The sequence below is a fragment of the Pseudomonas sp. FW305-70 genome (assembly GCF_058783925.1).
The window spans coordinates 244,028-269,547 of record NZ_JBYSYZ010000001.1 but is presented as its reverse complement, the minus strand read 5'-3'; the positions used below and the strand labels follow the sequence as shown (position 1 = coordinate 269,547).

27 protein-coding genes and 1 tRNA gene are annotated in these 25,520 nt (G+C 60.2%); 11 read left to right on the top strand and 17 right to left on the bottom strand.

Annotation, left to right across the window (positions count from 1 at the left end; all coding sequences use genetic code 11):
- Nucleotides 1–82: 82 nt before the first annotated feature.
- Both AC3WN7_RS01300 and pcrP read right to left on the bottom strand, forming a co-directional pair.
- Nucleotides 83–346, bottom strand: a complete 264-nt coding sequence (locus AC3WN7_RS01300) for a DUF4404 family protein (RefSeq protein ID WP_008053327.1) — start codon at nt 344–346, stop codon at nt 83–85.
- Nucleotides 347–455: 109 nt separating this feature from the next.
- Nucleotides 456–1,076, bottom strand: coding sequence for an HAD superfamily inactivated hydrolase PcrP (gene pcrP, locus AC3WN7_RS01295; protein WP_102675322.1), 621 nt, complete (start codon nt 1,074–1,076; stop codon nt 456–458).
- Nucleotides 1,077–1,278: 202 nt separating this feature from the next.
- Here pcrP and AC3WN7_RS01290 point away from each other — a divergent pair, with 202 nt between their 5' ends.
- The 3 genes from AC3WN7_RS01290 (at nt 1,279) to rssC (ending at nt 4,027) form a co-directional block, all read left to right on the top strand.
- The gene (locus tag AC3WN7_RS01290) at nt 1,279–1,968 is read left to right on the top strand and encodes an MlaA family lipoprotein (protein ID WP_095965257.1); all 690 of its coding nucleotides are present in this window, start codon (nt 1,279–1,281) and stop codon (nt 1,966–1,968) included.
- A gap of 395 nt (nt 1,969–2,363) precedes the next feature.
- Nucleotides 2,364–3,545: a two-component system response regulator RssB gene (gene rssB, locus AC3WN7_RS01285; RefSeq protein WP_033048238.1), complete on the top strand. Its 1,182-nt coding sequence runs from the start codon at nt 2,364–2,366 to the stop codon at nt 3,543–3,545.
- Nucleotides 3,545–4,027 (top strand): anti-sigma factor antagonist RssC, encoded by a 483-nt coding sequence (gene rssC, locus AC3WN7_RS01280; protein WP_007978612.1) that lies wholly within the window; start codon nt 3,545–3,547, stop codon nt 4,025–4,027. Before rssB ends, rssC begins: the two co-directional genes overlap by 1 nt.
- Before the next feature lie 272 nt (nt 4,028–4,299).
- Here rssC and tal read toward each other — a convergent pair whose 3' ends face one another.
- The 8 genes from tal to AC3WN7_RS01240 all read right to left on the bottom strand — a co-directional run bounded on the left by tal (nt 4,300) and on the right by AC3WN7_RS01240 (nt 12,227).
- Nucleotides 4,300–5,226 (bottom strand): transaldolase, encoded by a 927-nt coding sequence (gene tal / locus AC3WN7_RS01275; protein ID WP_095965258.1) that lies wholly within the window; start codon nt 5,224–5,226, stop codon nt 4,300–4,302.
- A gap of 178 nt (nt 5,227–5,404) precedes the next feature.
- Nucleotides 5,405–6,400, bottom strand: a complete 996-nt coding sequence (gene dusA / locus AC3WN7_RS01270; protein WP_102675323.1) for a tRNA dihydrouridine(20/20a) synthase DusA — start codon at nt 6,398–6,400, stop codon at nt 5,405–5,407.
- A 217-nt stretch (nt 6,401–6,617) separates the two neighbouring features.
- Complete coding sequence (locus tag AC3WN7_RS01265; protein WP_102675324.1) at nt 6,618–7,379, bottom strand: transporter substrate-binding domain-containing protein; 762 nt, start codon at nt 7,377–7,379, stop codon at nt 6,618–6,620.
- A gap of 113 nt (nt 7,380–7,492) precedes the next feature.
- Nucleotides 7,493–8,416, bottom strand: coding sequence for a copper homeostasis membrane protein CopD (copD, locus tag AC3WN7_RS01260; RefSeq protein ID WP_102675325.1), 924 nt, complete (start codon nt 8,414–8,416; stop codon nt 7,493–7,495).
- Nucleotides 8,417–8,419: 3 nt separating this feature from the next.
- On the bottom strand, nt 8,420–8,803 hold the full coding sequence (gene copC, locus AC3WN7_RS01255) for a copper homeostasis periplasmic binding protein CopC (RefSeq protein WP_095965262.1): 384 nt from the start codon (nt 8,801–8,803) through the stop codon (nt 8,420–8,422).
- A gap of 52 nt (nt 8,804–8,855) precedes the next feature.
- Complete coding sequence (locus AC3WN7_RS01250; RefSeq protein ID WP_095965263.1) at nt 8,856–9,719, bottom strand: copper resistance protein B; 864 nt, start codon at nt 9,717–9,719, stop codon at nt 8,856–8,858.
- Nucleotides 9,720–9,729: 10 nt separating this feature from the next.
- On the bottom strand, nt 9,730–11,421 hold the full coding sequence (locus tag AC3WN7_RS01245) for a copper resistance system multicopper oxidase (RefSeq protein ID WP_102675326.1): 1,692 nt from the start codon (nt 11,419–11,421) through the stop codon (nt 9,730–9,732).
- Nucleotides 11,422–11,501: 80 nt separating this feature from the next.
- On the bottom strand, nt 11,502–12,227 hold the full coding sequence (locus AC3WN7_RS01240) for a murein L,D-transpeptidase catalytic domain family protein (RefSeq protein WP_095965265.1): 726 nt from the start codon (nt 12,225–12,227) through the stop codon (nt 11,502–11,504).
- Nucleotides 12,228–12,310: 83 nt separating this feature from the next.
- Between AC3WN7_RS01240 and AC3WN7_RS01235 the strand changes: the two genes are divergently transcribed.
- Together AC3WN7_RS01235 and AC3WN7_RS01230 are read left to right on the top strand one after the other, a co-directional pair.
- Nucleotides 12,311–14,065: a L,D-transpeptidase family protein gene (locus tag AC3WN7_RS01235; RefSeq protein ID WP_102675327.1), complete on the top strand. Its 1,755-nt coding sequence runs from the start codon at nt 12,311–12,313 to the stop codon at nt 14,063–14,065.
- Nucleotides 14,066–14,162: 97 nt separating this feature from the next.
- Nucleotides 14,163–14,762: a hypothetical protein gene (locus AC3WN7_RS01230; protein ID WP_492575196.1), complete on the top strand. Its 600-nt coding sequence runs from the start codon at nt 14,163–14,165 to the stop codon at nt 14,760–14,762.
- On the opposite strand, the gene AC3WN7_RS01225 is transcribed toward AC3WN7_RS01230, so the two are convergent.
- Complete coding sequence (locus AC3WN7_RS01225; protein ID WP_095965268.1) at nt 14,759–15,226, bottom strand: hypothetical protein; 468 nt, start codon at nt 15,224–15,226, stop codon at nt 14,759–14,761. The two genes, AC3WN7_RS01230 and AC3WN7_RS01225, sit on opposite strands and share 4 nt — an antisense overlap.
- A 191-nt stretch (nt 15,227–15,417) precedes the next feature.
- Here AC3WN7_RS01225 and AC3WN7_RS01220 point away from each other — a divergent pair, with 191 nt between their 5' ends.
- Together AC3WN7_RS01220 and AC3WN7_RS01215 are read left to right on the top strand one after the other, a co-directional pair.
- Complete coding sequence (locus AC3WN7_RS01220) at nt 15,418–16,359, top strand: diguanylate cyclase (RefSeq protein WP_102675329.1); 942 nt, start codon at nt 15,418–15,420, stop codon at nt 16,357–16,359.
- Nucleotides 16,360–16,471: 112 nt separating this feature from the next.
- Nucleotides 16,472–17,878 carry a DUF1254 domain-containing protein gene (locus AC3WN7_RS01215; protein WP_102675330.1) on the top strand — a complete coding sequence of 469 codons (1,407 nt, stop codon included), beginning with the start codon at nt 16,472–16,474 and terminating at the stop codon, nt 17,876–17,878.
- A 35-nt stretch (nt 17,879–17,913) separates the two neighbouring features.
- Here the strand turns inward: AC3WN7_RS01215 and AC3WN7_RS01210 are convergent, their stop codons facing one another.
- The gene (locus AC3WN7_RS01210) at nt 17,914–18,240 is read right to left on the bottom strand and encodes a hypothetical protein (RefSeq protein ID WP_095965270.1); all 327 of its coding nucleotides are present in this window, start codon (nt 18,238–18,240) and stop codon (nt 17,914–17,916) included.
- A gap of 485 nt (nt 18,241–18,725) precedes the next feature.
- Between AC3WN7_RS01210 and AC3WN7_RS01205 the strand changes: the two genes are divergently transcribed.
- Both AC3WN7_RS01205 and AC3WN7_RS01200 read left to right on the top strand, forming a co-directional pair.
- Nucleotides 18,726–19,520, top strand: coding sequence for an exodeoxyribonuclease III (locus AC3WN7_RS01205; protein WP_102675331.1), 795 nt, complete (start codon nt 18,726–18,728; stop codon nt 19,518–19,520).
- Nucleotides 19,521–19,633: 113 nt separating this feature from the next.
- The gene (locus AC3WN7_RS01200) at nt 19,634–20,464 is read left to right on the top strand and encodes an arylamine N-acetyltransferase family protein (protein WP_102675332.1); all 831 of its coding nucleotides are present in this window, start codon (nt 19,634–19,636) and stop codon (nt 20,462–20,464) included.
- Nucleotides 20,465–20,519: 55 nt separating this feature from the next.
- On the opposite strand, the gene AC3WN7_RS01195 is transcribed toward AC3WN7_RS01200, so the two are convergent.
- On the bottom strand, nt 20,520–20,825 hold the full coding sequence (locus AC3WN7_RS01195; protein ID WP_007978654.1) for a BrnA antitoxin family protein: 306 nt from the start codon (nt 20,823–20,825) through the stop codon (nt 20,520–20,522).
- A 3-nt stretch (nt 20,826–20,828) separates the two neighbouring features.
- Complete coding sequence (locus AC3WN7_RS01190; RefSeq protein WP_102675333.1) at nt 20,829–21,110, bottom strand: BrnT family toxin; 282 nt, start codon at nt 21,108–21,110, stop codon at nt 20,829–20,831.
- Nucleotides 21,111–21,364: 254 nt separating this feature from the next.
- Here AC3WN7_RS01190 and AC3WN7_RS01185 point away from each other — a divergent pair, with 254 nt between their 5' ends.
- Nucleotides 21,365–22,882 (top strand): nucleobase:cation symporter-2 family protein, encoded by a 1,518-nt coding sequence (locus tag AC3WN7_RS01185; RefSeq protein ID WP_095965275.1) that lies wholly within the window; start codon nt 21,365–21,367, stop codon nt 22,880–22,882.
- 179 nt (nt 22,883–23,061) lie between these two features.
- On the opposite strand, the gene AC3WN7_RS01180 is transcribed toward AC3WN7_RS01185, so the two are convergent.
- Nucleotides 23,062–23,137, bottom strand: a tRNA-Asn gene (locus tag AC3WN7_RS01180).
- 227 nt (nt 23,138–23,364) lie between these two features.
- Here AC3WN7_RS01180 and AC3WN7_RS01175 point away from each other — a divergent pair.
- Nucleotides 23,365–23,595 carry a hypothetical protein gene (locus tag AC3WN7_RS01175; RefSeq protein WP_102675334.1) on the top strand — a complete coding sequence of 77 codons (231 nt, stop codon included), beginning with the start codon at nt 23,365–23,367 and terminating at the stop codon, nt 23,593–23,595.
- On the opposite strand, the gene AC3WN7_RS01170 is transcribed toward AC3WN7_RS01175, so the two are convergent.
- Nucleotides 23,592–23,801: a hypothetical protein gene (locus AC3WN7_RS01170; protein WP_007986927.1), complete on the bottom strand. Its 210-nt coding sequence runs from the start codon at nt 23,799–23,801 to the stop codon at nt 23,592–23,594. The genes AC3WN7_RS01175 and AC3WN7_RS01170 overlap by 4 nt on opposite strands.
- A gap of 212 nt (nt 23,802–24,013) precedes the next feature.
- A complete protein-coding gene (locus AC3WN7_RS01165; RefSeq protein WP_102675335.1) occupies nt 24,014–25,210 on the bottom strand; it encodes an amino acid aminotransferase in 1,197 nt (398 codons plus the stop codon).
- Nucleotides 25,211–25,520: the final 310 nt, after the last annotated feature.

Genomic DNA, 25,520 nt, shown 5'->3' with positions numbered 1-25,520 from the left:
ATGGAGTGTCAGCTACCTTGGCGTCGACTGACCCACCATCGCGAGCAAGCTCGCTCCTACAGAGGCAGAGGCATTGTCGGGTTCAGATTCCCATGTTGGCCAAGGCCTGCCCGATGTTGCGCAGGGTGCCGGCAAGGGTCGGGTGTTCGAGCTCGAAGCGTTCCACGGCCAGGTTGACGCCGTCGGCAAGGCTGGAGTCCTGGGTTTTGGTTTCCAGCTCAAGCTTCAATTCGATCTGCTGCATGAGTTCGTGCAGTTCGGCGCGTTCTGCTTCAGACAATGGAGGATTCTGTTCCAATTGCTCGCGCAGGGCATTGAGCTGTTCTTGCAGTTCGCGGGCAGGCATGGCGTTCTTCCTTCTCTCGATTGGCACTGGCATAGACCGCAGCGGTCCGCCAAAGGTCTATGGCTGACCTTTAGATTAATCCACTCCTGCCTAACCTGCATGATCTCGATCAGGGCTTTTCGCCTTTGAACCGGCGCAACTGGATGTCTGCCAGGCAGGTGTCGAGTTCACCGAGGTGATCGATCACCGAATGCACGCCCAGGCCGAACAGTTGCATCGTGGCCTTGCCGCGCTTGATGTCGCGCTCCTGCTGGGTCAACGCTTGCCATTGCCGGGGCGCCAACCCGCACAGCGAACCGCAGGACGCCAGGCCGATGGTCCACAGCCCGGCATTAAGCCCCGCTTGCAGCAGGCGCGGTTCACCACTCACCAGTACACAGCCGTCGAGTCGGTCAACGTTCAGGTTCATCAAGGCTTGCCAGCAGGCATCCGGGGCGGGCCATGGGCTAATTGTTGCGGGATGTTGCGATGGTTTGATCCATTCCGGCAGCGCAGCGGCCAGGGACTGACTGAGGTCCGGGGGCAGTTCATCAAGCCAGGCACAGGGGATTTGCTGGCGCTGCAAACTGAGCAGGCTGTCCAGTGCGCCAGGTGTGGACTCTGCGTGCTCGGCCGAGTGGCTGCCGTGGCGACGGGTGTGCGCGCCGAAATCCACAAGGCAGCCACTGAGGCCGAACAGGACGGCGGTCAGGCGGGGTGCGGTTTGGGGCAAGGCTTCGGCGAGCGGCATATGGACGTCCCTGAAATAGCTTGAAGGCTAGCGGGCGACGGTGACAGTTGAGTGACATGGATGTGAATCGCTCACAGTTGGCACGATTCCTCCGGCGCGGGATGAGTGCAAAGTGCCTTAAACGGCGTTTACGTCTTATACTTGCCCACTTATTGCCCGGGCCAGGCGCCCGAGCCGGTACAAACCAAGGAGTTTTTTTTCTATGCGCTGGAGCAACCATCTAGCCAGGATTTGTGTATGCGCCAGTGTGATACTGGTTCCGTTCGTTGCCCAGGCAGCCTCGGAAGATGATCCTTGGGAAAGCGTCAACCGCCCGATCTACAAGTTCAACGACGTGATCGACACCTATGCGCTGAAGCCATTGGCCCAGGGCTACCAGTACATAACGCCGCAGTTTGTCGAGGACGGCGTTCACAACTTTTTCCGCAACATCGGCGATGTGCGCAACCTCGCCAACGATATCCTGCAGGCCAAGCCTCATGCCGCGGGCGTTGATACCGCACGCATCATTTTCAACACCACCTTCGGCTTGCTGGGCGTGATTGATGTCGGCACCAAAATGGGCCTGCAGCGCAATGACGAAGATTTTGGCCAGACGCTGGGTTACTGGGGTGTCGGCAGCGGCCCTTATCTGATGCTGCCACTGCTGGGCCCAAGCACCTTGCGCGATGCACCGTCCAAGTACGTCGACAGCTACACGGGCGCCTATCGCTATGTAGACGACGTTCCTGTGCGTAACTCGTTCCGCGCCCTGGACATCATCGATACGCGTGCCAACCTGCTGTCGAGCGAGAAGCTGATCACTGGCGACAAGTACACCTTCATCCGTAATGCGTACTTGCAGAACCGGGAATTCAAGGTGAAAGACGGTCAGGTCGAAGACGATTTCTGATCTCGACCGGTAAACTGAAAAAAAAGGCGGCCATCAATCAAGGTCGCCTTTTTTGTTTGCGAAGACCCGCATGCGGGTAAATCGGGCTTTTTACTGTAGTCCCGACCGGTTTGACTCGCGGGTTCGAACCTTCCATTGGGTTACGGATTTCACTGTTCTTATAACTCTCGGTGATTTGACAAACAAAGACGTCAAGCGACCATCGGCGTGAGCTTGAAACGCCCCGCGGATGGGAGTACCGTCTGCGCCTTAGAAGGGCACCTCTGGTGTACACGTGTGTAGGGCAAATGCCCGAAAGCGGTGCGACAGAGAGGCTAGAAAGCGAATCCAGTAGTGAGTGCCGGGTCAAGTTCCCCGCCTGCTACGCCAACCTAATTCTGGCGCCGTTTGCCCACATGCCAAAAACCAGTGCCACGCTGCTGATAATCGATGATGACGAAGTAGTGCGCGCGAGCCTCGCCGCCTATTTGGAAGACAGTGGTTTCAGCGTCTTGCAGGCCAGCAATGGCCAGCAGGGTCTTCAGGTATTCGAGCAAGACAAGCCCGACTTGGTCATCTGCGATCTGCGCATGCCGCAGATGGGCGGACTCGAACTCATCCGTCAGGTCACCGAGCTGTCGCCGCAAACACCAGTGATCGTGGTGTCGGGTGCCGGCGTGATGAACGACGCGGTCGAGGCCCTGCGCCTGGGCGCGGCGGACTACCTGATCAAGCCTCTCGAAGATCTGGCGGTGCTCGAGCACTCTGTGCGCCGGGCCCTGGATCGCGCGCGCCTGCTGCTGGAAAACCAGCGCTACCGCGAGAAGCTGGAGAAGGCCAACCGCGAGCTCGAAGCCAGCCTGAACCTGCTCCAGGAAGACCAGAATGCCGGTCGCCAGGTGCAGATGAACATGCTGCCGGTCAGCCCATGGACCATCAACGAGTTCAAATTTGCTCACCAGATCATCCCGTCGCTGTACCTGTCGGGTGATTTCGTCGACTACTTTCGCGTCGACGAGCGTCGGGTAGCGTTTTACCTGGCGGACGTTTCCGGGCATGGCGCCTCTTCAGCCTTCGTCACCGTGCTGTTGAAGTTCATGACCACGCGCCTGCTGTTCGAGTCCAAGCGCAGCGGCACCTTGCCGGAATTCAAGCCTTCAGAGGTTCTTGGTCATATCAACCGGGGCCTGATCAGTTGTAAGCTGGGCAAACACGTCACAATGGTCGGTGGAGTCATCGACGAGGAGACCGGTTTGTTGACCTATAGCATCGGCGGTCATTTGCCGTTGCCGGTGTTGTACACGCCAGACAGTGTTCGTTATCTGGAAGGGCGTGGTCTGCCGGTGGGCCTCTTCAACGAAGCCACCTATGAAGACCACGTGCTGGAATTGCCACCGACGTTCAGCCTGACGCTGATGTCTGATGGCATTCTGGACCTTTTGCCAGAACCCACACTCAAAGAAAAAGAAGCGGCATTGCCCCAAAGGGTCAAGGCGGCGGGCGGCACCCTGGATGGGCTGCGGCAGGTTTTTGGATTGGCCACGCTAGGGGAGATGCCGGATGATATCGCCCTGTTGGTGTTGAGCAGGAATCTTTGATGAGTACCGGTAGAATCCAGTTCGCCGAGCAGGACGGCACCTTCGTCCTGAAGTTCGTCGGTGAAGTTCGCCTGACCCTGTGTTCGGCGTTGGATGCGACTATTGAGCGGATCTTCAGCGCATTGAATTTCAACGCGATCGTGATCGATCTGACCGAAACCCGCAGTATCGACAGCACCACGCTTGGCCTGCTGGCCAAGCTGTCGATCCTGTCGCGGCAGAAAGTCGGCCTGCTGCCGACCGTCGTCACCACCCACGAAGACATCACGCGACTGTTGCAGTCCATGGGCTTCGAGCAGGTTTTCAACATCGTCGACAAGCCGGTGCCCTGCCCGGAATGCCTGGATGACCTGCCAGACCAGGATCAGTCCGAAGAAGTGGTGCGGATCAAGGTGCTTGAAGCGCACAAGATCCTCATGGGGCTGAACGACACCAATCGTGAAGCCTTCCATGACCTGGTGAATGCGCTGGAGCGGCACTGATCCCTTGAGGTGATGCGGTCTTGTCTGGCTAAACACAGATTCGCCATTCACCACAATCCACTGTGGGAGCGGGCTTGCTCGCGAAGGCGTCAGTCCGTTCACTGCGATGTTGAATGCGAGGCCTCCTTCGCGAGCAAGTCCGCTCCCACATTGGTTTTGCACTCAGCGCACGATTCGGTTTCAACCCACAATCCCTGTGAGTGCGAGATTGCTGACAAAAAAAGGGCGAACCCACCAGGGTTCACCCTTTTTTTGCATGACACCCGCTCAGATCACAGCTTGGCCTGCAGCAGCGCCTCAAGCTTCTCCTGATCCCGTGCGAACTGACGAATACCTTCAGCCAGCTTCTCGGTCGCCATCGCATCTTCGTTGGACAACCAGCGGAACTGCGATTCGTTGAGGCTCAGGCGCGCTTCACCGGCATGGCCAGGCGTGAGCTTGCGTTCCAGCTTGCCGGTGTCCGCTGCCAGCTTGTCGATCAGGTCCGGGCTGATGGTCAGGCGGTCGCAGCCGGCCAGTTGTTCGATCTGGCCCAGATTGCGGAAGCTCGCCCCCATGACCACGGTCTTGTAGTCGTTGGCCTTGTAGTAGTTGTAGATGCGCGTCACCGACTGCACGCCCGGATCATCCGCGCCGGTGTAATCGTTGCCGTTGGCTTTCTTGTACCAGTCGTAGATACGGCCCACGAACGGCGAAATCAGGAACACCCCGGCATCGGCACAGGCGGCGGCCTGGGCGAAGGAGAACAGCAGGGTCAGGTTGGTCTGGATGCCTTCCTTTTCCAGGATCTCGGCGGCGCGGATGCCTTCCCAGGTGGAGGCGATCTTGATCAGTACGCGGTCGCGGCCAATGCCGGCCTTGTCGTACAGCTCGATCAGGCGATGGGCGCGCTTGAGCATGGCATCGGTATCGAACGAGAGGCGCGCATCCACTTCGGTGGAAATGCGGCCCGGGATCACTTTCAGGATTTCCTGACCCACGGCCACGCCGAAACGGTCGCTGGCCAGGCCCACATCGCCCTTGCAGTCGTTGACGCTGGCGTTCAGCAGCTCGGCATACGCAGGAATGGCCGCGGCCTTGAGCAGCAGGGAAGGGTTGGTGGTGGCGTCCACCGGTTTAACGCGAGCGATCGCTTCGAAGTCGCCGGTGTCGGCAACCACGGTGGTCATTTGTTTGAGTTGTTCCAGCTTGGAAGTCATGGGCGTGCTCTGTCCTATGGGTCTGATGACATTACCCGAGCGCTGACAGCCACTCAAGGGCGTGTACGTGTATAGACGGCCCCTGCGGCAACAACCTGAAAACAATTGTTTGAAGGGCGGGGCGTGGTATCGATGAATACGATGCCCAAACGCCCCACAGGTTCAACGAAACCGACCGTTAACGCCCTTCGAGCAACGCCGCCGCCTGATCCAGCAGCGCCAACGGATCTTTCGCCTTGTGAATATCCACCGACAACAGCTGCCGGAACTTGCGCGCTCCCGGAAACCCGGTGCCCAGGCCCAGCACATGCCGGGTGATGTGGTGCATCGAACCACCGGCATCGATATGCGCCGCAATATAGGGCCGCAGCTGCGCCAGCGCCTCGGCGCGGCTGATCACCGGCGCCGTACTGCCGAACAGCTGCTGATCCACCTCGGCCATCACATAAGGGTTGTGATACGCCTCGCGGCCCAGCATCACGCCGTCGAACGTCTGCAAATGCTCGTGGCAGGCCTCCAGCGTCTTGATCCCGCCGTTGAGAATGATCTCCAGCTCCGGAAAATCCGCCTTCAACCGCGCCGCCACGTCATAACGCAGGGGCGGAATGTCACGATTCTCCTTCGGCGACAACCCCTCCAGAATCGCAATCCGCGCGTGCACGGTAAAACTGGTGCACCCGGCATCCCGCACCGTGCCGACGAAATCACACAGCTCCTCGTAACTGTCCCGGCCATTGATCCCGATACGATGCTTGACCGTCACCGGAATCGACACCGCATCACGCATCGCCTTCACACAATCGGCCACCAACTGCGGATGCCCCATCAGGCACGCGCCGATCATATTGTTCTGCACCCGATCGCTCGGACAGCCGACATTCAGGTTCACCTCGTCGTAACCATGCTCCTGCGCCATGCGCGCGCACGCCGCCAGGTCCAGCGGCACACTGCCGCCAAGCTGCAGGGCCAGCGGATGCTCGGCCTCGTTGTGCCGCAGGAAACGCTCGTGATCGCCGTTGAGCAGGGCACCGGTGGTGACCATTTCGGTGTAGAGCAGGGCGTTTTTCGACATCAGGCGCAGGAAGAAGCGGCAGTGGCGGTCAGTCCAATCCATCATGGGTGCGACGGAGAAACGGCGGGAGAGCGGGGCGGGTGAAGCGTTGGCTGCGGACATTGGGAATCTGGAATCGGTGAGGCTGGGAGGTGGGGGAGTTTATCAGGAATGGGATGACGAGGCTCAGGAGTCCGAATACCGGAAACCAGGCTTGTTTAATTCAGCACGAAAATGTCGGATGTTTCCCTTGTCAACGCGTGGCCTGCTACCGGTGCGAGAGCAGTTTCAAGTGTGTAACGAGATTTAATAAGCCATGACCAGGCACCTTGGCACGCCGTTATTTGCCCTCAGGCACCGCCAGCCACTGCCGTCGAATTTTCTGATAAATGCCCATTGCCTTGGCCAGGTGCAGCCACTGATCGACGTACAGCTTCCAGGTAATGTCGTCACGGGGCAGCAGGTAGGCTTTTTCGCCGTATTGCAGGTAGTGCGTCGGGTTGACGGCGCACAGGCCCGGTTTGAGCTTCTGCTGGTACAGCGCCTCCGACGCATCGGTGATCATCACGTCAGCCTTTTTATCCAGCAGTTCCTGGAAGATGCTCAGGTTATCGCGCAGCTGCAATTGCGCCTGGGGCAGGTAGGTGTGGACGAACGCTTCGTTGGTGCCGCCGGCGGGTTCGACCAGGCGAACCGAGGGTCGGTTGATCTGTTCGACAGTCTGGTACAGCGCCTGGTCTTCGCAACGCACCAGCGGGATTTTGCCGTCGACGTCCAGGATGTTGCTGAAGAAGGCTTTTTTCTGCCGTTCCAGGGTGACCGAGATGCCGCCCATGGCGATGTCGCACTTGCCGGCGAGCATGTCAGGCATCAGGGTTTTCCAGGTGGTGGGCACCCACTCGACCTTGGCGCCCAGGCTGTCGGCCAGGGCGTGGGCCATGGCGATGTCGATGCCGGAATACGCGCCGTCCTCGGCTTTAAGGGTGTAGGGTTTGTAGTCGCCGGTGGTACAAACGCGCAGTTGTCCCCGTTGCATGACGCTGTCCAGATGCGAAGGTTCTGCCTGGGCGCCAAGGGAGAGTGCGAGCAAGCCGCCGAGCATCATTGCTCTATTGATTTTCGTCATTGTTATCGGGCTTTTGTGCTGGAGTGGTTTTGAAAGGGGAGTGTAGTGAAACTTTCACCGGTGTGAAAAATCAACGCCCTGAAGATGGCTCATTCCACTTCCGGGCTCAACGTCCCCAGCCACGCCACCAACCCCACAATCAAAACCGCCGCGGCCATTTCCACCACAACACTGCGCCGAAGTGCATGGGCTGCCACGCGATATTGGCCTTCCCGCAACGACCGCTCCAGCAAGGGGCCAAGATGAAAGCGATTCAGCGCCGCCAAAGCCAGCATTCCGGCAAACAGCAGCACTTTGATCGCCAGCAAAATTCCGTAGTGGCTGAGTAAAACCTCATCCAGTTTCGGCCCGACGATGAACAGGTAGTTCACCACGCCCGTCACGGTGATGATCACGACGACCAGCGCACCGACAAGTTCGAATCGCCTGACGGCGTGAACCAACAACCGTATGTGTGCTTCGGTTTGCACGGCCCGGGGTTGCGCCATCAATGCAAACGCCAGCAATGCGCCGAGCCAGGCGCCCGCTACCAGCAGGTGCAGGATGTCTGTGGTGAAGTGCCAGTAACGACGGCTGCCTTCGTCCATGGCGCCATGCCCGCTCCAGGCCAGGCTGGCGAGGGCGATGCCGCCGGCAGTGCTGGCGATCACCAGGCTGAGGCCGGGGGCGCGTGGGTTGAGCATCACCGCCAGGCCTGCGACCGCCAACGCAATCATCCGCACGGCACAGGCCATCCCGACGTCTGTCTCGAACAGCATCATCTCGAGGTGGGGGCGTAGCTCGGCAACGTCTGACTCGCCGCTCATGGCGCGGACCATCAGCACCATGCCGGCGATGGACAGCAGCGCACCGAGCCCGGCAGTTCCCGTCAGCAATCGGCGAAAGGGCAGCACCGTCCCGGATCGCCGTTCCTGTCCTTTAAAGCTGTAGAGCCCGAACAGCGCCACGCCAAACAACAGCATCAAATCCACATACAACACAAACCGCAGAACGACGTTGGCCGAGTCGCTCATTGATCATTTCACTTTGAACGTGACGCTGCCGGTGATCGGGTGGGTGTCCGAGGACACCGCGCGCCATTCGATCTTGTAGGTGCCGGCAACCAGAGGGGCTGTCGGGGTGATGAGCATGGTTTTCGGATCACTGCCGCCGCTGACCCTGGCCTTGACCGGCATCGGGGCGTGGGCCATGCCGGCCATTTCGGTCATCAGCAGTTTCGCGCCGGAAAACTGGGTGACGAGGTTTTCTGAGAAGTGCAGTTCGATCTTGTCGGGCGGCGCACCTTCTGCGCCTTCCACTGGGGTGGAGGCGAGCAGTTTGGGGTGCGCTTGAGCGAGGGTGCTCATGAGCAGAGCGCTGAGTAACGCGATAACGACGGCGGTGGGTTTGATGATGCGCATGCAAGGTCCTTTACCGCTCGAAGCGGTTGTTGTTGGTTTTGGGTGAGTCTGTTCAGAACCACATCCGAACACCGAGCACGAGGCGGGCTTCGCTGCGGTCCTCGCCTTCGTCGTTGGCGTAGTCGGCGGTGTTGCCGTAGGTGCGGTTCCAGGTCACGCCGAGGTAAGGCGCGAATTCCCGGCGGATTTCGTAGCGCAGGCGCAGGCCGGCTTCGGTGTTGGACAGCCCCGCGCCGATGCCCCGTTGCGGATCGTTTTTGCCGTAGGCGTTGAGTTCGACGGTCGGCTGCAGGATCAGCCGGTTGGTCAGCAGGATGTCGTAGTCGCCCTCCAGCCGCACGGCGCTCTGGCCGCCTTCGCCGATGAAGGCCGTGGCTTGGGCCTCGAAGTTGTACAGCGCCATGCCTTGCACGCCGAAGGCGGCCCAGGTTTGCGGGGCGCCGGGTTTGAAGTCCTGGCGCACGCCGCTGACCACGTCCCACCACGGGGATATGGCGTGGCCCCACAGGGCCTGGATTTCCGCATCCTCGGTCACGCCGTTGGTGCGCTCGCCTTCGGAGCGCAGCCACAGGCGATCGATATCGCCGCCGACCCAGCCGGACAAATCCCAGGCCAGGGTGCTGCCGTCATCGGCGTCCTGCCATTCCAGTTTGTCGGCGAGGAAAAACGAATTGAGTGTGTTGTCGTGCACATGGTGGCCGGCGGGATCGACATACACCGCCGCGCGATCGGCATCGGTCAGCACCGGGATCGGCGTACGGCTTTCGCTGGGGGCGGCGGGCTGCATCTGGCCGTCGTCCATGCTTTGCATCTGACTGTGGTCCATCTGGCTGTGATCCATGCCTTGCATGTCGTCGCTGGCGGCCATCGCTGTCGAGGTCACGAGTGCGAGAAAAACCGGGGTGAATCGAGTCATGGGGTGCGCCTCATTCTTCCACGTGAACTTCACGGAACATGCCCATTTCCATGTGGTACAGGAGATGGCAGTGATAGGCCCAGCGGCCGAGTGCGTCGGCAGTGACCCGATAGCTGCGCCGGGAGCCCGGTGGCATGTCGATGGTGTGCTTGCGCACCATGAACTCGCCGTTCTCGTCTTCGAGGTCGCTCCACATGCCGTGCAGGTGGATGGGGTGCATCATCATCGTGTCGTTGACCAGCACGATCCGCAGCCGTTCGCCGTACTTGAGGCGCAAGGGCTCTGCATCAGAAAACTTCACGCCGTTGAACGACCAGGCGAACTTTTCCATGTGTCCGGTCAGGTGCAGCTCAAGGGTGCGACCAGGCTCGCGGCCGTCCGGGTCTTCGAAGGTGCTGCGCAGGTCGGAGTAGGTGAGCACGCGGCGCCCGTTGTTGCGCAGGCCCATGCCGGGGTCGTCGAGTTTCGGTGAGGTGGACATGGCTTGCATGTCCACCAGCGGGTTGTCGGTTTCCGAGGCGGGATGGGACTGCATGCCGGGCATGTTGCTGTGATCCATGCCCGCCATGCTGCCGTGGTCCATGCCGGCCATGCCCATGTCATCCATGGTCACCAGGGGGCGTGGGTCCAGTGCCGGCAGCGGCGCTACCCGTCCCGCCTGCACCGCCAGGGTGCCGCGTGCGTAGCCAGTGCGATCCATCGCCTGGGCGAACAGGGTGTAGGCCGCTTCGGTCGGTTCGACGATTACGTCGAAGGTTTCCGCCACGGCAATGCGAAACTCGTCGACGGTCACCGGTTTGACATGGAGGCCATCGGCGGCGACCACGGTCATTTTCAGGCCGGGGATGCGCACGTCGAAGTAACTCATGGCCGAGCCGTTGATGAAGCGCAGCCGCAGCTTTTCCCCCGGGCGGAACACCCCGGTCCAGTTCATGTCCGGCGCCTGGCCGTTCAACAGGTAGGTGTAAGTGGCGCCGCCGACGTCCGCGAGGTCAGTGGGGTTCATCTTCATCTCGGCCCACATCTTGCGGTCGGCGACGGTCGACCCCCAGCCTTTTTCGCTGACGTCGTGGATGAAGTCGCCCACGGTGCGCTTGTTGAAGTTGTAGTAATCGGACTGTTTTTTCAGCGCCTTCATCAGGTCGACCGGGTCTTCGTCGGTCCAGTCGCTGAGCATCACCACGTAGTCGCGGTCGTACTGGAACGGCTCCGGGTCCTTGGCGTCGATCACCAGCGGGCCGTAGACGCCGGACTGTTCCTGAAACCCCGAATGGCTGTGATACCAGTAGGTGCCGTTCTGCCGCACGGTGAACTGGTAGACGTACACACCGCCCGGCTCGATGCCCTTGAAACTCAGGCCCGGCACGCCGTCCATGTTGGCCGGCAGCAAGATGCCGTGCCAGTGAATGGAGGTGCTGTCCTTGAGTCTGTTGCGTACCCGCAGCGTCACCGTATCGCCTTCACGCCAACGCAGCAGCGGGCCGGGAATGCCACCGTTGATGGTCAGTGCAGTGCGCGGGGTGCCGCTGAAGTTGACCGGGGATTCGCCGATGAACAGGTCGAAATCATTGCCGGCCAACACCTGCGGTTCGCCGGGACTGCTGATCGCCCAGACCGGCGTGCGCCATAACCCGAGGCCGCCGAAGAGCCCGCCGATGGCCAGCCCTTTGACGAAGGTGCGTCTTGAAGTGTGGGAGTGCATGCCGTGTGTTCCGCTCGTCAGCCTGTTGAACTTGTCGATGAGGCTAGCAGGCGGTGCCTTTCAGCAGGCTGAGGCGAAGATTACAGTTTTGACAGGTTGGACGTCGCTTTCTGGCTTGAAGTGGACTTTTCCCTTGAGGCCACGGTGTCGCCGCAGTTGATGTAGGAGGACGACTTCAACCAGCGCTGGTCCGGGTAGTAGGAAAACAACAACTGGCCGTCCTTCATCGAATCAATCAGCCGATGGGCAATTGCCGGTCTGACAGCCGGGCAACCCAGGCTGCGGCCGATGCGGCCATTGGCGCGGGCCAGCACCGGACTGACGTAGGGAGCGCCGTGAATGACGATGGCCCGGTCAAAGGCGTTGTCGTTGAAACCGGGCTCCAGGCCTTCCATGCGCAGCGAGTATCCGTTCTGGCCGAGATAGCTTTGCCGGGTGCGGAACAGGCCGAGGCTGGTGGCGTGGCTTTCGTTGCGGTTGGAGAACAGCGTGGCCATGTTTTCGCCGCTGTTGCGGCCATGGGCGACCAGTTCGTGAAACAGCAACTTGCGCCGTTTAAGGTCGAAGACCCACAGGCGTTGTTCAGTCGAAGGCAGGGAGTAATCGATCACCGCCAGTCTTTGGGCCGGGGCGACGCCTTGGGCACGGCTGCATTGGGTGGCGCGAACGGCCAGGGCAATCACTTTGGCGTCGGCACCTGGTGCTGCTTTGACCAGCGCGTTTTCAAGCGAATCGGCGTAGGCTGACGTTACTGAAAGGCACGTCAGTAAAATGGCAAATAAAAGGCCAAAGCGGTTTAGCGCCATAGTCGGGTCTCATCATGATAATTTCGAGTCTAGCAGCGAGCGCAAAGCTGGCGCCGTTGAATCAGGGGGATTAAGGATTATCCATGGTGCAATTAACAAGGTCATTCGTCATAAGCCGCATGTTTTTTATGGGCTTTCTGATCAGCGGTGCGGCCTTTGCGCAAACCTCGCCGATTGAGCCGGTATCTGCAGCGAGCAGCACAAGCGATGCCGCGGCGCCTGACGATGCGGTCGGCCAGGCGATTCAGGCAACGCTGGAACCGTTGCGCTCGGCCTTTCCGCCGTTGCTCACTTCAAGGCGCAATCAGCGTGCGGACGTCAGCCGGGTGGTGCTGGATTTCTATATGCATCGCAACTATCGCGCCGCGTGGACGGATGATCGTGATGTGCTGCAGTTGCTCAAGAGCCTCGAAGACACCCGGATCGACGGCCTGACCCCGGCGGATTTCCGTATCACCGAACTGGCCCAGGCCCATGAATCGCTGATGGCCGCCATGCCTTCCACGGCGCAGCGGGCGATGTTCGACATGGCGGCCACCCGCACCTTCATCACTGCGCTGCTGCAACTGCGCCGGGGCAAGGTCGATCCGTCGCGGCTGGACATTCACTGGAATTTCGATCCTGCCGGCGGCAATGCCCGCGAGGACATGAACAACCTGTTCGCCGCCCTTGATGCCCATGACGTGGCACGTGCATTCGCCGAGGCGCCTCCTCAGGAAGAGATTTACCGCAATTTGCGCGAAGGCCTGGCCCGGTTGCGCCAGGTGCGTGATGCGGGTGGCTGGCCGAAAGTCACCGAAGGCCAATCGCTCAAGCCCGGCATGGACGGTGTGGCGGTCGGTCAATTGCGTGCGCGCCTGGTGGCGGGCGGGTACCTGGACCCGCACCTGGCGAAAAAAGCCGCTTACGACGACAAGGTCATCGCCGCGGTGAAGAAGTATCAGACCGAGCAATACCTGGGGGCCGACGGCGTGGCGGGGGCGGCGACGCTGGCGGCGCTGAACGTGCCGGTTGAGGCGCGGATCGATCAGGTGCGGGTCAACATGGAGCGCGCCCGTTGGCTGTTGTACAAACTTCAGGGCACGTTCGTGATCGTCGATATCGCCGGCTACAAGGTGGCGATGTACCGCGACGGTCTGCCGATCTGGCGTTCGCGGGTGCAGGTCGGCAAGCCGGTGCGCAGTACGCCGGTGTTCCAGGCCGAAATCACCTACATCACGTTCAACCCGACCTGGACCGTGCCACCGACCATCCTCAAGCAGGACGTGATTCCAAAAGTCCAGAACGATCCTGGCTATCTGACGGCCAACCGGATTCGCGTGCTTGATCGCGAAGGCAATGTGCTCGATCCGTCGGACGTTGACTGGAGCAACCCGCGAGGCATCCGTCTGCGTCAGGATGCCGGCCCCGACAGTTCGTTGGGGCAGGTGGTGATCCGCTTCCCCAACGACTATGCGATTTACCTGCATGACACGCCGCACCGCGAGCTGTTTGCCAAGACGGTCCGGGCCACCAGCTCGGGCTGCATCCGCGTGGAAAACCCGCTGCAACTGGTCGAATTGTTGTTCAACGACCCGGTGCGCTGGAACAGTGCCGGGATTCAAAAGCAGTTGGCCAATGGCAGGACCGAGAATATCCAGCTGCCGGTGAAGGTGCCGGTGCTGCTCGCCTATTGGACCGTGGACCTGAGCAATGACGGGCGGGTGACGTTCAAGCCGGACATTTATGATTACGATGCCCGGGTGTTGCAGGGCTTGAGTCAGCCGACGAAATTGCCTCCCCTGGACTTGCGTCAGGCAGAGCTCCCGCTGGTGGTGACGGGGCAGAACCAACAGTAATCAAAGACTGAAAAGACGCCTCGGGAGCGCCATTTTTTGGGGTTTCCACTGGTTTGGAGCGCGGGCACGGTCCCTTGTAGGAGCTGGCTTGCCAGCGATGGTCGTTAACGATAACGCGTGTGAACTGGATAAACGCGGCGCATTCGAGTCCATCGCCAGCAAGCTGGCTCCTACAGTTTTAGCGTGGGCATGGCCCTTTGTGGGAGCTGGCTTGCCAGCGATGGTCGTTAACGATAACGCGGGTGAACTGGATGAACGCGGCGCACTGGAGTCCATCGCCAGCAAGCTGGCTCCTACAGTTTCAGCGTGGGCACGGTCCTTTGTGGGAGCTGGCTTGCCAGCGATGGTCGTTAACGATGACGCGGGTGAACTGGATGAACGCGGCGTGCTGGAGTCCATCGCCAGCAGGCTGGCTCCTACAGTTTCAGCGTGGGCATGGTCCCTTGTGGGAGCTGGCTTGCCAGCGATGGTCGTTAACGATAACGCGGGTGAACTGGATGAACGCGGCGCACTGGAGTCCATCGCCAGCAAGCTGGCTCCTACAGTTTCAGCGTGGGCATGGCCCCTTGTGGGAGCTGGCTTGCCAGCGATGGTCGTTAACGATAGCGCGGGTGAACTGGATGAACGCGGCGCATTCGAGTCCATCGCCAGCAGGCTGGCTCCTACAGTTTCCCGAACCCTTAGGCAACCTTACTAAAGCGCCAACCCTTGTTGCACCACTACAAGCAGATCGCTTTCTGTCAGCGCCACCGCATCCTGTTGTGCTGTGGCTTGCTCGATCGTTTGTAGCCACCAGTGTGTTTCGCCGTGTTCGTCCACGGTGCGCAACAGGGCGAGTTCGTTGCCTGTTGTGTGGATTTCGATCCGTCCCTCGCCATCGGTGGTGAAGCGTGCAATCGGGTCAAAGGTAATGCTGTGCCCGTTGCCGGTGATCACCAACTGGTCGATGGCGTAATCGTAGGAGCCACCCTCGGGATGACTTTCGAACACATGGGTGGCATTGCGCCGCAGGACCAGGCCCGCTTCGGTCAAGGGCTGCAGCCAGTGCTCTATCCGTTGATACAGTTCGTAGACCTGGCCCGGCCAGCCATCGATCGCCTGATCTGCGCTGGTCAGCCCTGTCCGTTTCATTTTTGCAGCGAGCTCGTCTGCCTTGCTCATGTCGATTCCTTGTATGGAGGTCAGTCTAATCGTAGCTCGTTGACGCGCAGACAGTACTGCCCAGGGTCATGTTTGCAGCGCCACCGGGCAAGTGGTTGCCCCTTCGTCGTGGATCACCCCGTAAACTACGGCCCACAAAAACTGAGGGCTTTGGGCCGTTGCCCATGTCTTGTCCCTGACAGGATGAACTTTTGCCCACGCGCTTTAACAACCCGGAGCAGGCCCCTGGCGTTGCATTGAAACGCATACCGCTGCGCAAGGCCGCGGTGTTGTTCATTGCCACGGTGTGTCTGTGCCTGTGCGGTTTGCTCTACCTGCAACTGGAACAATCCCGTCGCCATGATCTGAGTCTGGCGCAAGTGGCGTCTTCGAACTTGACGCGGGCCATGGCGCAGCAAGCCGAAGACACCTTCATGAAGGCTGACCTGGTGCTGACCAGCCTGGTGGACTGGATTCAGGTCGACGGTTTCGGCCAGGACATGCGACCCCGCTTGCAGCAGACCTTTGCCCGGCGAATGCTGGCACTGGATCAATTACACGGCATCCTGTTGTTCGACCAGAAGGGCCAGTGGGTGGTGACCTCGTTTGAAAACCTGCCCCGGGGTACCGGGGTCGCGGATCGCGAGTACTTCAAGTATCACCAGCAGAACGTATCGTCGGTCGCGCATATCGGCCCGGCCATCCGCAGCCGGGAAAACGGCGAGTGGATCATCCCTGTTTCCAAGCGGGTCAACGACACCTACGGCCACGTGGTGGGGGATCACTGCCTGGCCGAAGTGGCGCGTGCGCTGAAGAGTTGCTGCCACCGCAAGGCCGATCTGGCGGTGCGTTACGGCGGTGAAGAGTTTGCGGTGCTGCTGCCCGACACCGACATTCACGGCGCCATGACGATTGCCGAGCAGATCCGTCGCAGTGTCATCGACAAGAACATCACTCACACCGGCTCACCCAATGGCTACGTGACGGTCAGCCTGGGCTGCTATTCGTTCGTGCCCTCGGGGCGTGACAGCATGGACGTGTTTGTCGAGCGGGCCGATGCGGCGTTGTATCAAGCCAAACATTCGGGTCGCAACCGCGTGGCCACATTGTCGATGGCCGGTGGTGGCGAGGCATTGATGCGCTCCGATCGTTGAAGTGCTTTTGTTGCCGGTGGACCGTCTTGCTGGCCGGTCAGAATTGATCGTCTAGAGTTCCGTTAGCGCTGTCGAACCCGGCAGGCTCCCCCACGTACGGACGATCGCCAACATGTTGCTACCTCAAACGTTGACAGCCGTTGCTCTGACCGTCGCAGCCGCTGCCACTTTTCCGCTGGCCAGCCAAGCGCAACCGAAAATCACCGCCGAACAAGCGCATGCCATCGGCGTGGATGCCTACATCTATTTTTACCCGCTGCTGAGCATGGACGTCACCCGCAAGCAATTCACCAACATCGAGCCGGGCAAGGAATTCGGCAAGGGCCCGATGAACATGTTTGTCAGTGTGCCGCAGTACCCGCCAGCCGATTTCAAAGGGGTGGTGCGCTCCAACTTCGACACCTTGTATTCGATTGCCTGGCTGGACTTGAGCAAGGAGCCGCTGGTGATCGCCGCGCCGAATACCGATGGACGCTTCTACCTGCTGCCAATGCTCGATATGTGGACCGACGTGTTCGCGTCGCCGGGCTGGCGCACCACGGGTACCGAGGCCGGACAATTCCTCGTGACGCCACCGGGCTGGACGGGCACGGTGCCTGCCGGGATGAGCCATCTGCCGGCGCCAACGCCCTTTGTCTGGGTCATCGGCAGGACCAAGACTGACGGCGCAGAGGATTACGCGGCGGTGCACAAGATCCAGGCCGGCTACACGGTGACGCCGTTGTCGCGCTTAGGAAAGGAGCCTGAAGCCGTCACCGTGAAAGTCGACCCTGCGGTGGACATGAAAACGCCACCGAAGATTCAGGTCGACTCCATGTCGGCTGCCGATTACTTCACTTACGCTGCCGAGTTGCTGAAGGTGAACCCGCCGCACAGCACCGACCAGCCAATGCTGGCGCAGATCAAGCGTCTTGGAATCGAAGTCGGCAAGTCGTTCAACATGGACGCGTTGGACCCGCAAATCCAGGCCGCACTGCAAAAGGTGCCTAAGGATGCGCAGGCCTTGATGAGCTGGAAAGTGCCGACCCTGGCGCGGGAGGTCAATGGCTGGTCGATGAACACCGACACCATGGGCGTCTACGGCAACTACTACCTAAAGCGTGCCATCGTTACGCAGGTGGGGCTCGGCGCCAACCTGCCCGAGGACGCGATTTATCCGTTGAACATCGGCGACAGCAACGGCAAGCCACTCGATGGCGCGAACAAATACGTGTTGCATTTCAGCAAGGGCGAGACACCGCCGGTTAACGCTTTCTGGTCGATCACCCTGTATGACCCGCAAGGTTTCCAGGTCGGCAACTCACTCAACCGTTTTGCAGTCAGTAGCTGGATGCCGTTCAAGCACAACGTCGATGGCTCGCTGGACCTCTATTTCCAGAACGAAAGCCCCGGCAAGGATCTGGAGGCCAACTGGCTGCCGGCGCCCAAAGGCTCATTCAATCTGACCATGCGTTTGTACGGCCCGAAAGCCGAGGCGTTGAATGGCCAATGGAACCCGCCGGCGATCAAGCCGATGTAGGTATCAGCTGACAAAAGGCGGCCAATGGCGGCATGTCATTGGTTGCCTTTGCCTGTCCAGCTGCCCGTGCCGCCGCCAGCGCCGCCGGTTCCGCCTCCGGGCGCACCGGTGCCGCCGCCAGCGCCACTGCCCGGACCATTGACGCCGGTGCTGCCCATTGACGAGCCGGAGCTCTTCCCGCGCCCGTTATTACCCGAGGGATCGCTGGGCCTGTTGCTGTCTGGCAGCATGGTTGAACTGCGGGTGGCGCCGGGTGCCGTACCGGTCGTACCAGGACCCTCGCCGGACGCCGCAAAGGTGGCCACGGACGTAGCCGACAACCATGCGGCCATGAGCAGCGAAGTCATTTTTATGTTCATCATGGTCGTCTCCAGGATGAGTCGTTACCTGAGGTTAGTGTGACAGGGCGCGTGGTGGGTGCCGATCCACTTGACGAGTGGCGCGGGGCCTTGGTGGGCCACCGATCCATGGCCAAGCGAGAACCCTGTGTGGGCTTGCCCGCGAAGACGTCGGCCCATTCAGCATTGATGTTGGCTGACACTGCGCATTCGCGAGCAAGCCCCACAGTTGAGCTGTGTCGGGCGGGAAATTGCGGACACCCTCGAACCCTGTGGGAGCGGGCTTGCCCGCGAAGACGTCGGCCCATTCAGCATTGATGTTGGCTGACACTGCGCATTCGCGAGCAAGCCCGCTCCCACAGTTGATCTGTGTCGGGCGGGGAAATTGCGGACACCCTCGAATCGACCAGCTTGCGCTCAAGGTGCTGCCGCCCCCGGGACCGCGGATGCAACCACCGAAAAGGGCAGGTGTCACAGTTCAGGCACCTCGCCCTCAGGAGTGTCCGGTCATGAAGAAACTGCGGATTGCCACGTTCAACGTCAATGGCCTGCGCGCCCGGCTGCCCAACCTGCGGGCCTGGCTTGAACGGGAAAAACCGGACATCGCCTGCTTGCAGGAATTGAAGGCAGTGGACAGCGCATTCCCGGCTGCCGAGCTTGAAGCGCTCGGCTACGGCGCCATCTGGCAGGGTCAGGCGTCATGGAACGGCGTGGCAATCCTGGCGCGGGATGCGCAGCCGCTGGAAAGCCGGCGCGGGTTGCCCGGCGATGACAGCGACAACCAAAGTCGTTATCTGGAAGCCGCGGTCCACGGGGTTCTGGTGGGATGCCTGTATTTACCTAACGGCAACCCGCAGCCGGGGCCGAAATTCGAGTACAAGCTGGCATGGTTCGAGCGACTGATCCGTCATGCGCAGGCGCTTCAAGGCAGTGAACATCCGGTGGTGCTGGCGGGTGACTACAACGTGGTGCCCACCGACCTGGACATCTATAACCCACGCTCATGGCTCAAGGACGCCTTGCTGCAACCTCAGAGTCGCGAGTGCTACCAGCGGTTGCTGGACCAGGGCTGGACTGATTCATTGCGGCACCTGCATCCGCAGGATCGGCTCTACACGTTCTGGGATTACTTCCGCCAGCACTGGCAGAAAAACTCCGGTCTGCGCATTGATCATCTGCTGCTCAACCCGGCCCTGAGCCCGTACCTGCAAGACGTCGGGGTGGATGCCTGGGTGCGCAATGAACCCCATGCCAGCGACCATGCACCGACCTGGATTCAATTGGGTTCGCGCAAGCGGCGTTGAGTTTTTCATGACGAATGATTGGCTAAATCAATTGTCGGTGGCCGTGCCTGATCCCGTATACATAGCGACCACTGGCGGAGCAATCCGCCGCTTGCGTGCAAAAGGATTGAACGATGAGCGAGCCGCGCCTGACTGACCGTGCTTTGTATCTGCAACGCCTGGGCTTCGATACACCCCCGGCACCGACCCTGGAAACCTTGCGCCAACTGCAACTGCGCCATACCGGGATTTTCCCGTTTGAAAACCTCACCACGTTATCCGGCGAACCGGTGCTGATCGACCTGCCGTCCATCGAGCGCAAGGTCTTGCATGCGGGCCGTGGCGGTTATTGCTACGAACTCAACAAGCTGTTTCTGGCCTTGCTTCAGGAATTGGGTTTCGACGCCCGCGCCATCAGTGGTCGGGTAGTGATGGGGCAACCGGAGGGCGCCTGGACGGCCCGAACCCATCGCCTGAGCCTGGTCATCATCGATGACGTACGCTACATCACCGACGTCGGCTTCGGCGGCATGGTGCCGACCGCGCCACTGTTGCTCGATTCCCGCGCCGAACAACTCACCCCGCACGAATCGTATCGCATCGACCTGCACGTCGACGGTTTTACCCTGCGCGCCAACGTAGCCGGTGAATGGCGATCGATGTACATCTTCGACCTGCAACGCCAGGAAGATATCGATTTTGCTGTGGGCAACTGGTACGTCTCGACCCACCCCGAGTCGACTTTCGTCAGGCAGTTGATGGTGGCGCGCACCGGGGAGGGCTGGCGCCGTACGCTCAATAACGGCAGCTTCGCCATTCACCGGATCGGCCATGACAGCGAGCGGCGGGAGGTGACGGATGTGCAGGAACTGATTGGCCTGCTGGGCAGCGAGTTCGGCATCCGCGTACCGGAACAGGCGCAATTGGCGCGGACGCTGGAGCGATTGATCGCAGCGCCGCAATAGCGGGCTGATCGCAGGCATCACAAAGGGCTGGTCAGATTGATCGGCCCTTTGCGTTTCAGGGCCGGACACCCGGCGCCATCACCCGTTGGATTTCGCGCAAGGCCTCTGCCAGTTTCTGCTCCAGGCCCTTGAGTTCGGCAGGCGTGAGGGTTTGTTTCAGTTTTGCCGTCTTGCCTTCGTTGAGCAGGGCCCGGCGCAACGTATTGTTGATCGCCGTCTGGTAGCCGTACCCCTCGTGTTCTGCCAGGGCCCGGGCGGCTTCGATAACAGCGTCATCGAGCATGATGGTAATGCGGGTCTTGCCTTTGGCGGGCGCCACGGCCCCGCGCCTGGCGTCACTGAAGTCGTATTCGTCTTTCATCGGTCATGTCTCCAGATACTGACGGCGCTCGCTTTTGGTGGCGATGCGCGCGGAAATGATTCGAACAAAATTCGGATCGCGGTAGGTGTGCGCGACGACCAGCAAACGGCCTTTGGCATCCAGCCCCAGGGTGATCCAGCGTTGTTCGTCGTGGTGGTGGTCCTCGATGGTCAGCGCTCGTTCGTCATGGAACACCGGTTCAGTCTCTGCGAGGCTGATGCCTTGGTGCTTGAGTTTGTTGGCTGCGTTCTTTGCCTTGTGGAACTGAATGTCGAATGGCTTCATTATGCATACTTTATATGTATAAGAAAGAGGCGAGTCATACCGATGGTCGCCAGGAATTCGAAAGACTAGTCAGCACTCGGGGGGAGGCAGCGAGGGAAGTATTTCAAGGTTTTTGGCGGGATCAGGAGGGGGGCTATCAGGCGGAAATGGACAAGTATCCATTTTGTGACCGACAAGTTGTATACAACTCTATAGACATTTGTCCTGTGTCTTGCATACAGTGTGCGCATAACAAAAACCAGGGAACCCCCTCCATGAAAACGCCCCATGTTTCACACCAACGGCCCGAGGACGAAAACCTAGGGATCGGCGCGAATATGGCTTATGGCCTGCAACATGTTCTGACCATGTATGGCGGTATCGTTGCGGTGCCATTGATCATCGGCCAGGCGGCCGGGCTCTCGCCAGCGGACATCGGTTTGTTGATTGCTGCTTCATTGTTTGCGGGGGGGCTGGCAACGCTGCTGCAAACCCTGGGTCTACCGTTTTTTGGTTGTCAGTTGCCGCTGGTGCAGGGCGTATCCTTCTCTGGCGTCGCGACCATGGTGGCGATTGTCAGCAGTGGCGGGGAGGGCGGGTTCCAGTCGGTGTTGGGGGCGGTAATAGCGGCGTCCCTGATCGGATTGCTGATAACCCCGGTGTTCTCGCGTATCACCAAGTTCTTCCCGCCGCTGGTGACCGGCATCGTGATTACCACCATCGGCCTGACGCTGATGCCGGTAGCCGCGCGCTGGGCCATGGGCGGCAACAGCCACGCACCGGATTTCGGCAGCATGGCGAATATCGGTCTGGCGGCGGTGACGCTGGTGCTGGTGCTGTTGCTGAGCAAAATCGGCAGTGCGACCATCTCCCGCCTGTCGATCCTGCTGGCCATGGTCGTCGGTACGGTGATCGCGGTGTTCCTCGGCATGGCGGATTTCTCGTCCGTGACCCAGGGGCCGATGTTCGGCTTCCCGACACCCTTCCACTTCGGCATGCCGACCTTCCACTTCGCGGCGATCCTGTCGATGTGCATCGTGGTGATGGTGACGCTGGTGGAAACCTCGGCCGACATTCTGGCGGTCGGTGAGATCATCGACACCAAGGTTGACTCCAAGCGCCTGGGCAACGGCCTGCGCGCCGACATGCTGTCGAGCATGTTCGCGCCGATCTTCGGGTCCTTCACCCAGAGCGCCTTTGCCCAGAACGTCGGGCTGGTGGCGGTCACCGGCATCAAGAGCCGCTACGTGGTGGCCACTGGCGGTTTGTTCCTGGTGCTCCTCGGCCTGCTGCCCTTCATGGGCCGGGTCATCGCCGCCGTGCCGACTTCCGTACTGGGAGGCGCCGGCATCGTACTGTTCGGCACCGTCGCGGCCAGTGGCATTCGGACCTTGTCCAAGGTCGACTACCGCAACAACGTCAATCTGATCATCGTTGCTACCTCCATCGGCTTCGGCATGATCCCGATCGCTGCACCGAGCTTCTACGATCAATTCCCGAGCTGGTTCGCGACCATTTTCCATTCGGGCATCAGCTCGTCGGCGATCATGGCCATCGTGCTGAACCTGACCTTCAACCACCTCACCGCCGGTAACTCCGACCAGCAATCGGTGTTTGCGGCCGGTACCGAGCGGGTGCTGCGTTATCAGGATCTGGCGGCGTTGCGCGAAGGGGACTACTTCAGCGACGGTAAGCTGCACGATTGCGACGGCAAGGAGATTCCGGTGCTGGAATCGGAACACGGTGGGGCAGAACCACGGGCGGTGCACGTCAAAAGCAGTGAGCATGTCTGACGTTCGCGGCGACTGAAGTAAAGGGCCGATCTGTTGAATGGACAGATCGGCTTTTTTTATGGATCAAAAGATCGCAGCCTTTGTAGGAGCTGCCGCAGGCTGCGATCTTTTGATATTTGTATCGGCCACAAAAAAGCCCCTGAATCTTTCGATTCAGGGGCTTTTCAATGTTGCTTGTCTGGCTCCACGACCTGGACTCGAACCAGGGACCCAGTGATTAACAGTCACTTGCTCTACCAACTGAGCTATCGCGGAATGGCGCGTATCTTACTGATTCAAAAAGAGAAGTCAAGCATAGAACAACAATTGGAGAAAATTATCGGGACGGGCGGTGGTTTGGCGGCGATTGGCGGTTACCAGGATCGCCACGGAGGTCTACCATGGTCGCCCGGAAGTGGTGACACGCGCTGCCGGCCATTCGCCGAAAAGGTACGCGCCATGAATCATTTGACCCTCACACCTCGACACCACGGGGTGCACCCATGAGCATCTCTCAGATCAGCCTGCCCAAGGGGGTCGGCCCCCATGCCGAAAAGTTGTTCGACGCCATCACTCAGGCCGGCACCGCTGAAGCATTGAACCGCGCGGGTGGCAAGGCCGAAGGTTTCGTCCTGGGGCTGGAAAGCACCAAGGCGATCAAGAGCCAGGTCGCCGAATTGCTGTATGTCGCCTACGACGACGCTGCCAGCCAGCGTGCGACCGAACTGGCTTAACCGCCGAAGGTAATGGTGGCAACCATCAGTTTGGCGTAGAGCGCTGTGGCACCCAATTGCACCAGCCACAGGGCCAGGCCGCCGAGGAATACACCCGCAGCGACTTGCATTACCAGGTTGTTGCCGCGTTTGGCCGGGGCGCGGGGGATGAAGTGATCCAGGTCATCCAGGTCATCGCGGTCGGCGCGCAGGTCATCGTTTTTCATGTGGGTTCTCATAGGTCATTCAGGTGTACGCAAACCTGTGGGAGCGGGCTTGCTCGCGAATGCGATCTGACTGAGACATCGGTGTTGGAGCTGCTGGCCCTTTCGCGAGCAAGCCCGCTCCCACACGTTGATCTGATTCAGTCTAGGGGAATATCGATGGTCCATAAAAAACGGGAAGCCACAGGCTTCCCGTTTTTCAATTCAAGGCTGAATCAGATGACCTGGACAATCGCGTCCGTCACCACCTCGATGTTGCTCTGGTTCAGTGCGGCCACGCAGATGCGGCCGGTGTCCAGGGCGTAGATGCCGAACTCGTTGCGCAGGCGATGAACTTGCTCAACGCTCAAGCCGGAGTAGGAGAACATGCCGCACTGACGGCCGACGAAGCTGAAATCGCGCTGAGGCGCTTTTTGTGCCAGCAGGTCGACCATCTGGGTACGCATGCCACGAATGCGCAGGCGCATTTCGGCCAGTTCGGCTTCCCACTGGGCGCGCAGTTCCGGGCTGTTCAGCACGGCAGCGACAACGCTGGCACCGTGGGTCGGCGGGTTGGAGTAGTTGGTACGGATCACGCGTTTGACTTGCGACAGCACGCGCGCGCTTTCTTCTTTCGATTCGCTGACGATCGACAGGGCACCCACGCGCTCGCCGTACAGCGAGAACGATTTGGAGAACGAGCTGGAAGCGAAGAACGTCAGGCCCGACTCGGCAAACAGGCGCACGGCAGCGGCGTCTTCGTCGATGCCATCGCCGAAACCTTGATACGCCATGTCGAGGAACGGCACGTGGCCTTTGGCTTTAACGACTTCCAGGACGTTTTTCCAGTCCGCCGGGCTCAGGTCGACGCCGGTCGGGTTGTGGCAGCAGGCGTGCAGCACAATGATCGAGCCGTTCGGCAGCGCGTTCAGGTCTTCCAGCATGCCGGTACGGTTCACGTCGTGGGTCGCGGCATCGTAGTAGCGGTAGTTCTGCACCGGGAAACCGGCGGTTTCGAACAGCGCGCGGTGGTTTTCCCAGCTCGGGTCGCTGATCGCCACGACAGCGTTCGGCAGCAGTTGCTTGAGGAAGTCGGCACCGATTTTCAGAGCGCCAGTACCGCCAACGGCCTGGGTGGTGATGACGCGGCCAGCGGCGAGCAGTGGCGAATCATTGCCGAACAGCAGCTTTTGCACGGCCTGGTCGTAGGCGGCAATGCCGTCGATTGGCAGGTAGCCACGGGAAACGTGTTGAGCGGCGCGAATCGTTTCGGCTTCGACAACGGCGCGCAGGAGTGGAATTCGCCCCTCCTCGTTGCAGTAAACACCGACCCCCAGGTTGACCTTGCTGGTGCGGGTATCGGCGTTGAATGCTTCGTTGAGGCCCAGGATTGGATCGCGTGGTGCCATTTCGACAGCGGAGAACAGGCTCATTATTGCGGCGGCTCTGAATGGAGAGTGGAGGGACGTGTCGCGCTCCAGCCGAATGCACTAGAGCGGTGCACAAACGGGGAGCTAGTATAGAGGCCATCGGCGATGGCTGGCGACAGGCGATTGACCTTTTAAGGCAAGTTTTTCCGATTATTTATCGACCGTCAGTCGAATGGTCTCGGCAAAGGTTTTGCGTGATACAGGACGTTTGCCTTGAAAGCGCTGGCAATCGGCTCCACATTGAGCACAATCCAGTTTTTTCTCCGGGCGACATCGGTCGTTTGCGGTCTTTCTCGTTCGTGCCGGTTTGACC

Bases quoted from the DNA above. Each gene is read 5' to 3' on its own strand.
- AC3WN7_RS01300 (WP_008053327.1), bottom strand. From the start codon at position 346: ATGCCTGCCCGCGAACTGCAAGAACAGCTCAATGCCCTGCGCGAGCAA.
- pcrP (WP_102675322.1), bottom strand. From the start codon at position 1,076: ATGCCGCTCGCCGAAGCCTTGCCCCAAACCGCACCCCGCCTGACCGCC.
- AC3WN7_RS01290 (WP_095965257.1), top strand. From the start codon at position 1,279: ATGCGCTGGAGCAACCATCTAGCCAGGATTTGTGTATGCGCCAGTGTG.
- rssB (WP_033048238.1), top strand. From the start codon at position 2,364: ATGCCAAAAACCAGTGCCACGCTGCTGATAATCGATGATGACGAAGTA.
- rssC (WP_007978612.1), top strand. From the start codon at position 3,545: ATGAGTACCGGTAGAATCCAGTTCGCCGAGCAGGACGGCACCTTCGTC.
- tal (WP_095965258.1), bottom strand. From the start codon at position 5,226: ATGACTTCCAAGCTGGAACAACTCAAACAAATGACCACCGTGGTTGCC.
- dusA (WP_102675323.1), bottom strand. From the start codon at position 6,400: ATGTCCGCAGCCAACGCTTCACCCGCCCCGCTCTCCCGCCGTTTCTCC.
- AC3WN7_RS01265 (WP_102675324.1), bottom strand. From the start codon at position 7,379: ATGCTCGGCGGCTTGCTCGCACTCTCCCTTGGCGCCCAGGCAGAACCT.
- copD (WP_102675325.1), bottom strand. From the start codon at position 8,416: ATGAGCGACTCGGCCAACGTCGTTCTGCGGTTTGTGTTGTATGTGGAT.
- copC (WP_095965262.1), bottom strand. From the start codon at position 8,803: ATGCGCATCATCAAACCCACCGCCGTCGTTATCGCGTTACTCAGCGCT.
- AC3WN7_RS01250 (WP_095965263.1), bottom strand. From the start codon at position 9,719: ATGACTCGATTCACCCCGGTTTTTCTCGCACTCGTGACCTCGACAGCG.
- AC3WN7_RS01245 (WP_102675326.1), bottom strand. From the start codon at position 11,421: ATGCACTCCCACACTTCAAGACGCACCTTCGTCAAAGGGCTGGCCATC.
- AC3WN7_RS01240 (WP_095965265.1), bottom strand. From the start codon at position 12,227: ATGGCGCTAAACCGCTTTGGCCTTTTATTTGCCATTTTACTGACGTGC.
- AC3WN7_RS01235 (WP_102675327.1), top strand. From the start codon at position 12,311: ATGGTGCAATTAACAAGGTCATTCGTCATAAGCCGCATGTTTTTTATG.
- AC3WN7_RS01230 (WP_492575196.1), top strand. From the start codon at position 14,163: ATGGTCGTTAACGATAACGCGTGTGAACTGGATAAACGCGGCGCATTC.
- AC3WN7_RS01225 (WP_095965268.1), bottom strand. From the start codon at position 15,226: ATGAGCAAGGCAGACGAGCTCGCTGCAAAAATGAAACGGACAGGGCTG.
- AC3WN7_RS01215 (WP_102675330.1), top strand. From the start codon at position 16,472: ATGTTGCTACCTCAAACGTTGACAGCCGTTGCTCTGACCGTCGCAGCC.
- AC3WN7_RS01210 (WP_095965270.1), bottom strand. From the start codon at position 18,240: ATGATGAACATAAAAATGACTTCGCTGCTCATGGCCGCATGGTTGTCG.
- AC3WN7_RS01205 (WP_102675331.1), top strand. From the start codon at position 18,726: ATGAAGAAACTGCGGATTGCCACGTTCAACGTCAATGGCCTGCGCGCC.
- AC3WN7_RS01200 (WP_102675332.1), top strand. From the start codon at position 19,634: ATGAGCGAGCCGCGCCTGACTGACCGTGCTTTGTATCTGCAACGCCTG.
- AC3WN7_RS01195 (WP_007978654.1), bottom strand. From the start codon at position 20,825: ATGAAAGACGAATACGACTTCAGTGACGCCAGGCGCGGGGCCGTGGCG.
- AC3WN7_RS01190 (WP_102675333.1), bottom strand. From the start codon at position 21,110: ATGAAGCCATTCGACATTCAGTTCCACAAGGCAAAGAACGCAGCCAAC.
- AC3WN7_RS01185 (WP_095965275.1), top strand. From the start codon at position 21,365: ATGAAAACGCCCCATGTTTCACACCAACGGCCCGAGGACGAAAACCTA.
- AC3WN7_RS01175 (WP_102675334.1), top strand. From the start codon at position 23,365: ATGAGCATCTCTCAGATCAGCCTGCCCAAGGGGGTCGGCCCCCATGCC.
- AC3WN7_RS01170 (WP_007986927.1), bottom strand. From the start codon at position 23,801: ATGAAAAACGATGACCTGCGCGCCGACCGCGATGACCTGGATGACCTG.
- AC3WN7_RS01165 (WP_102675335.1), bottom strand. From the start codon at position 25,210: ATGAGCCTGTTCTCCGCTGTCGAAATGGCACCACGCGATCCAATCCTG.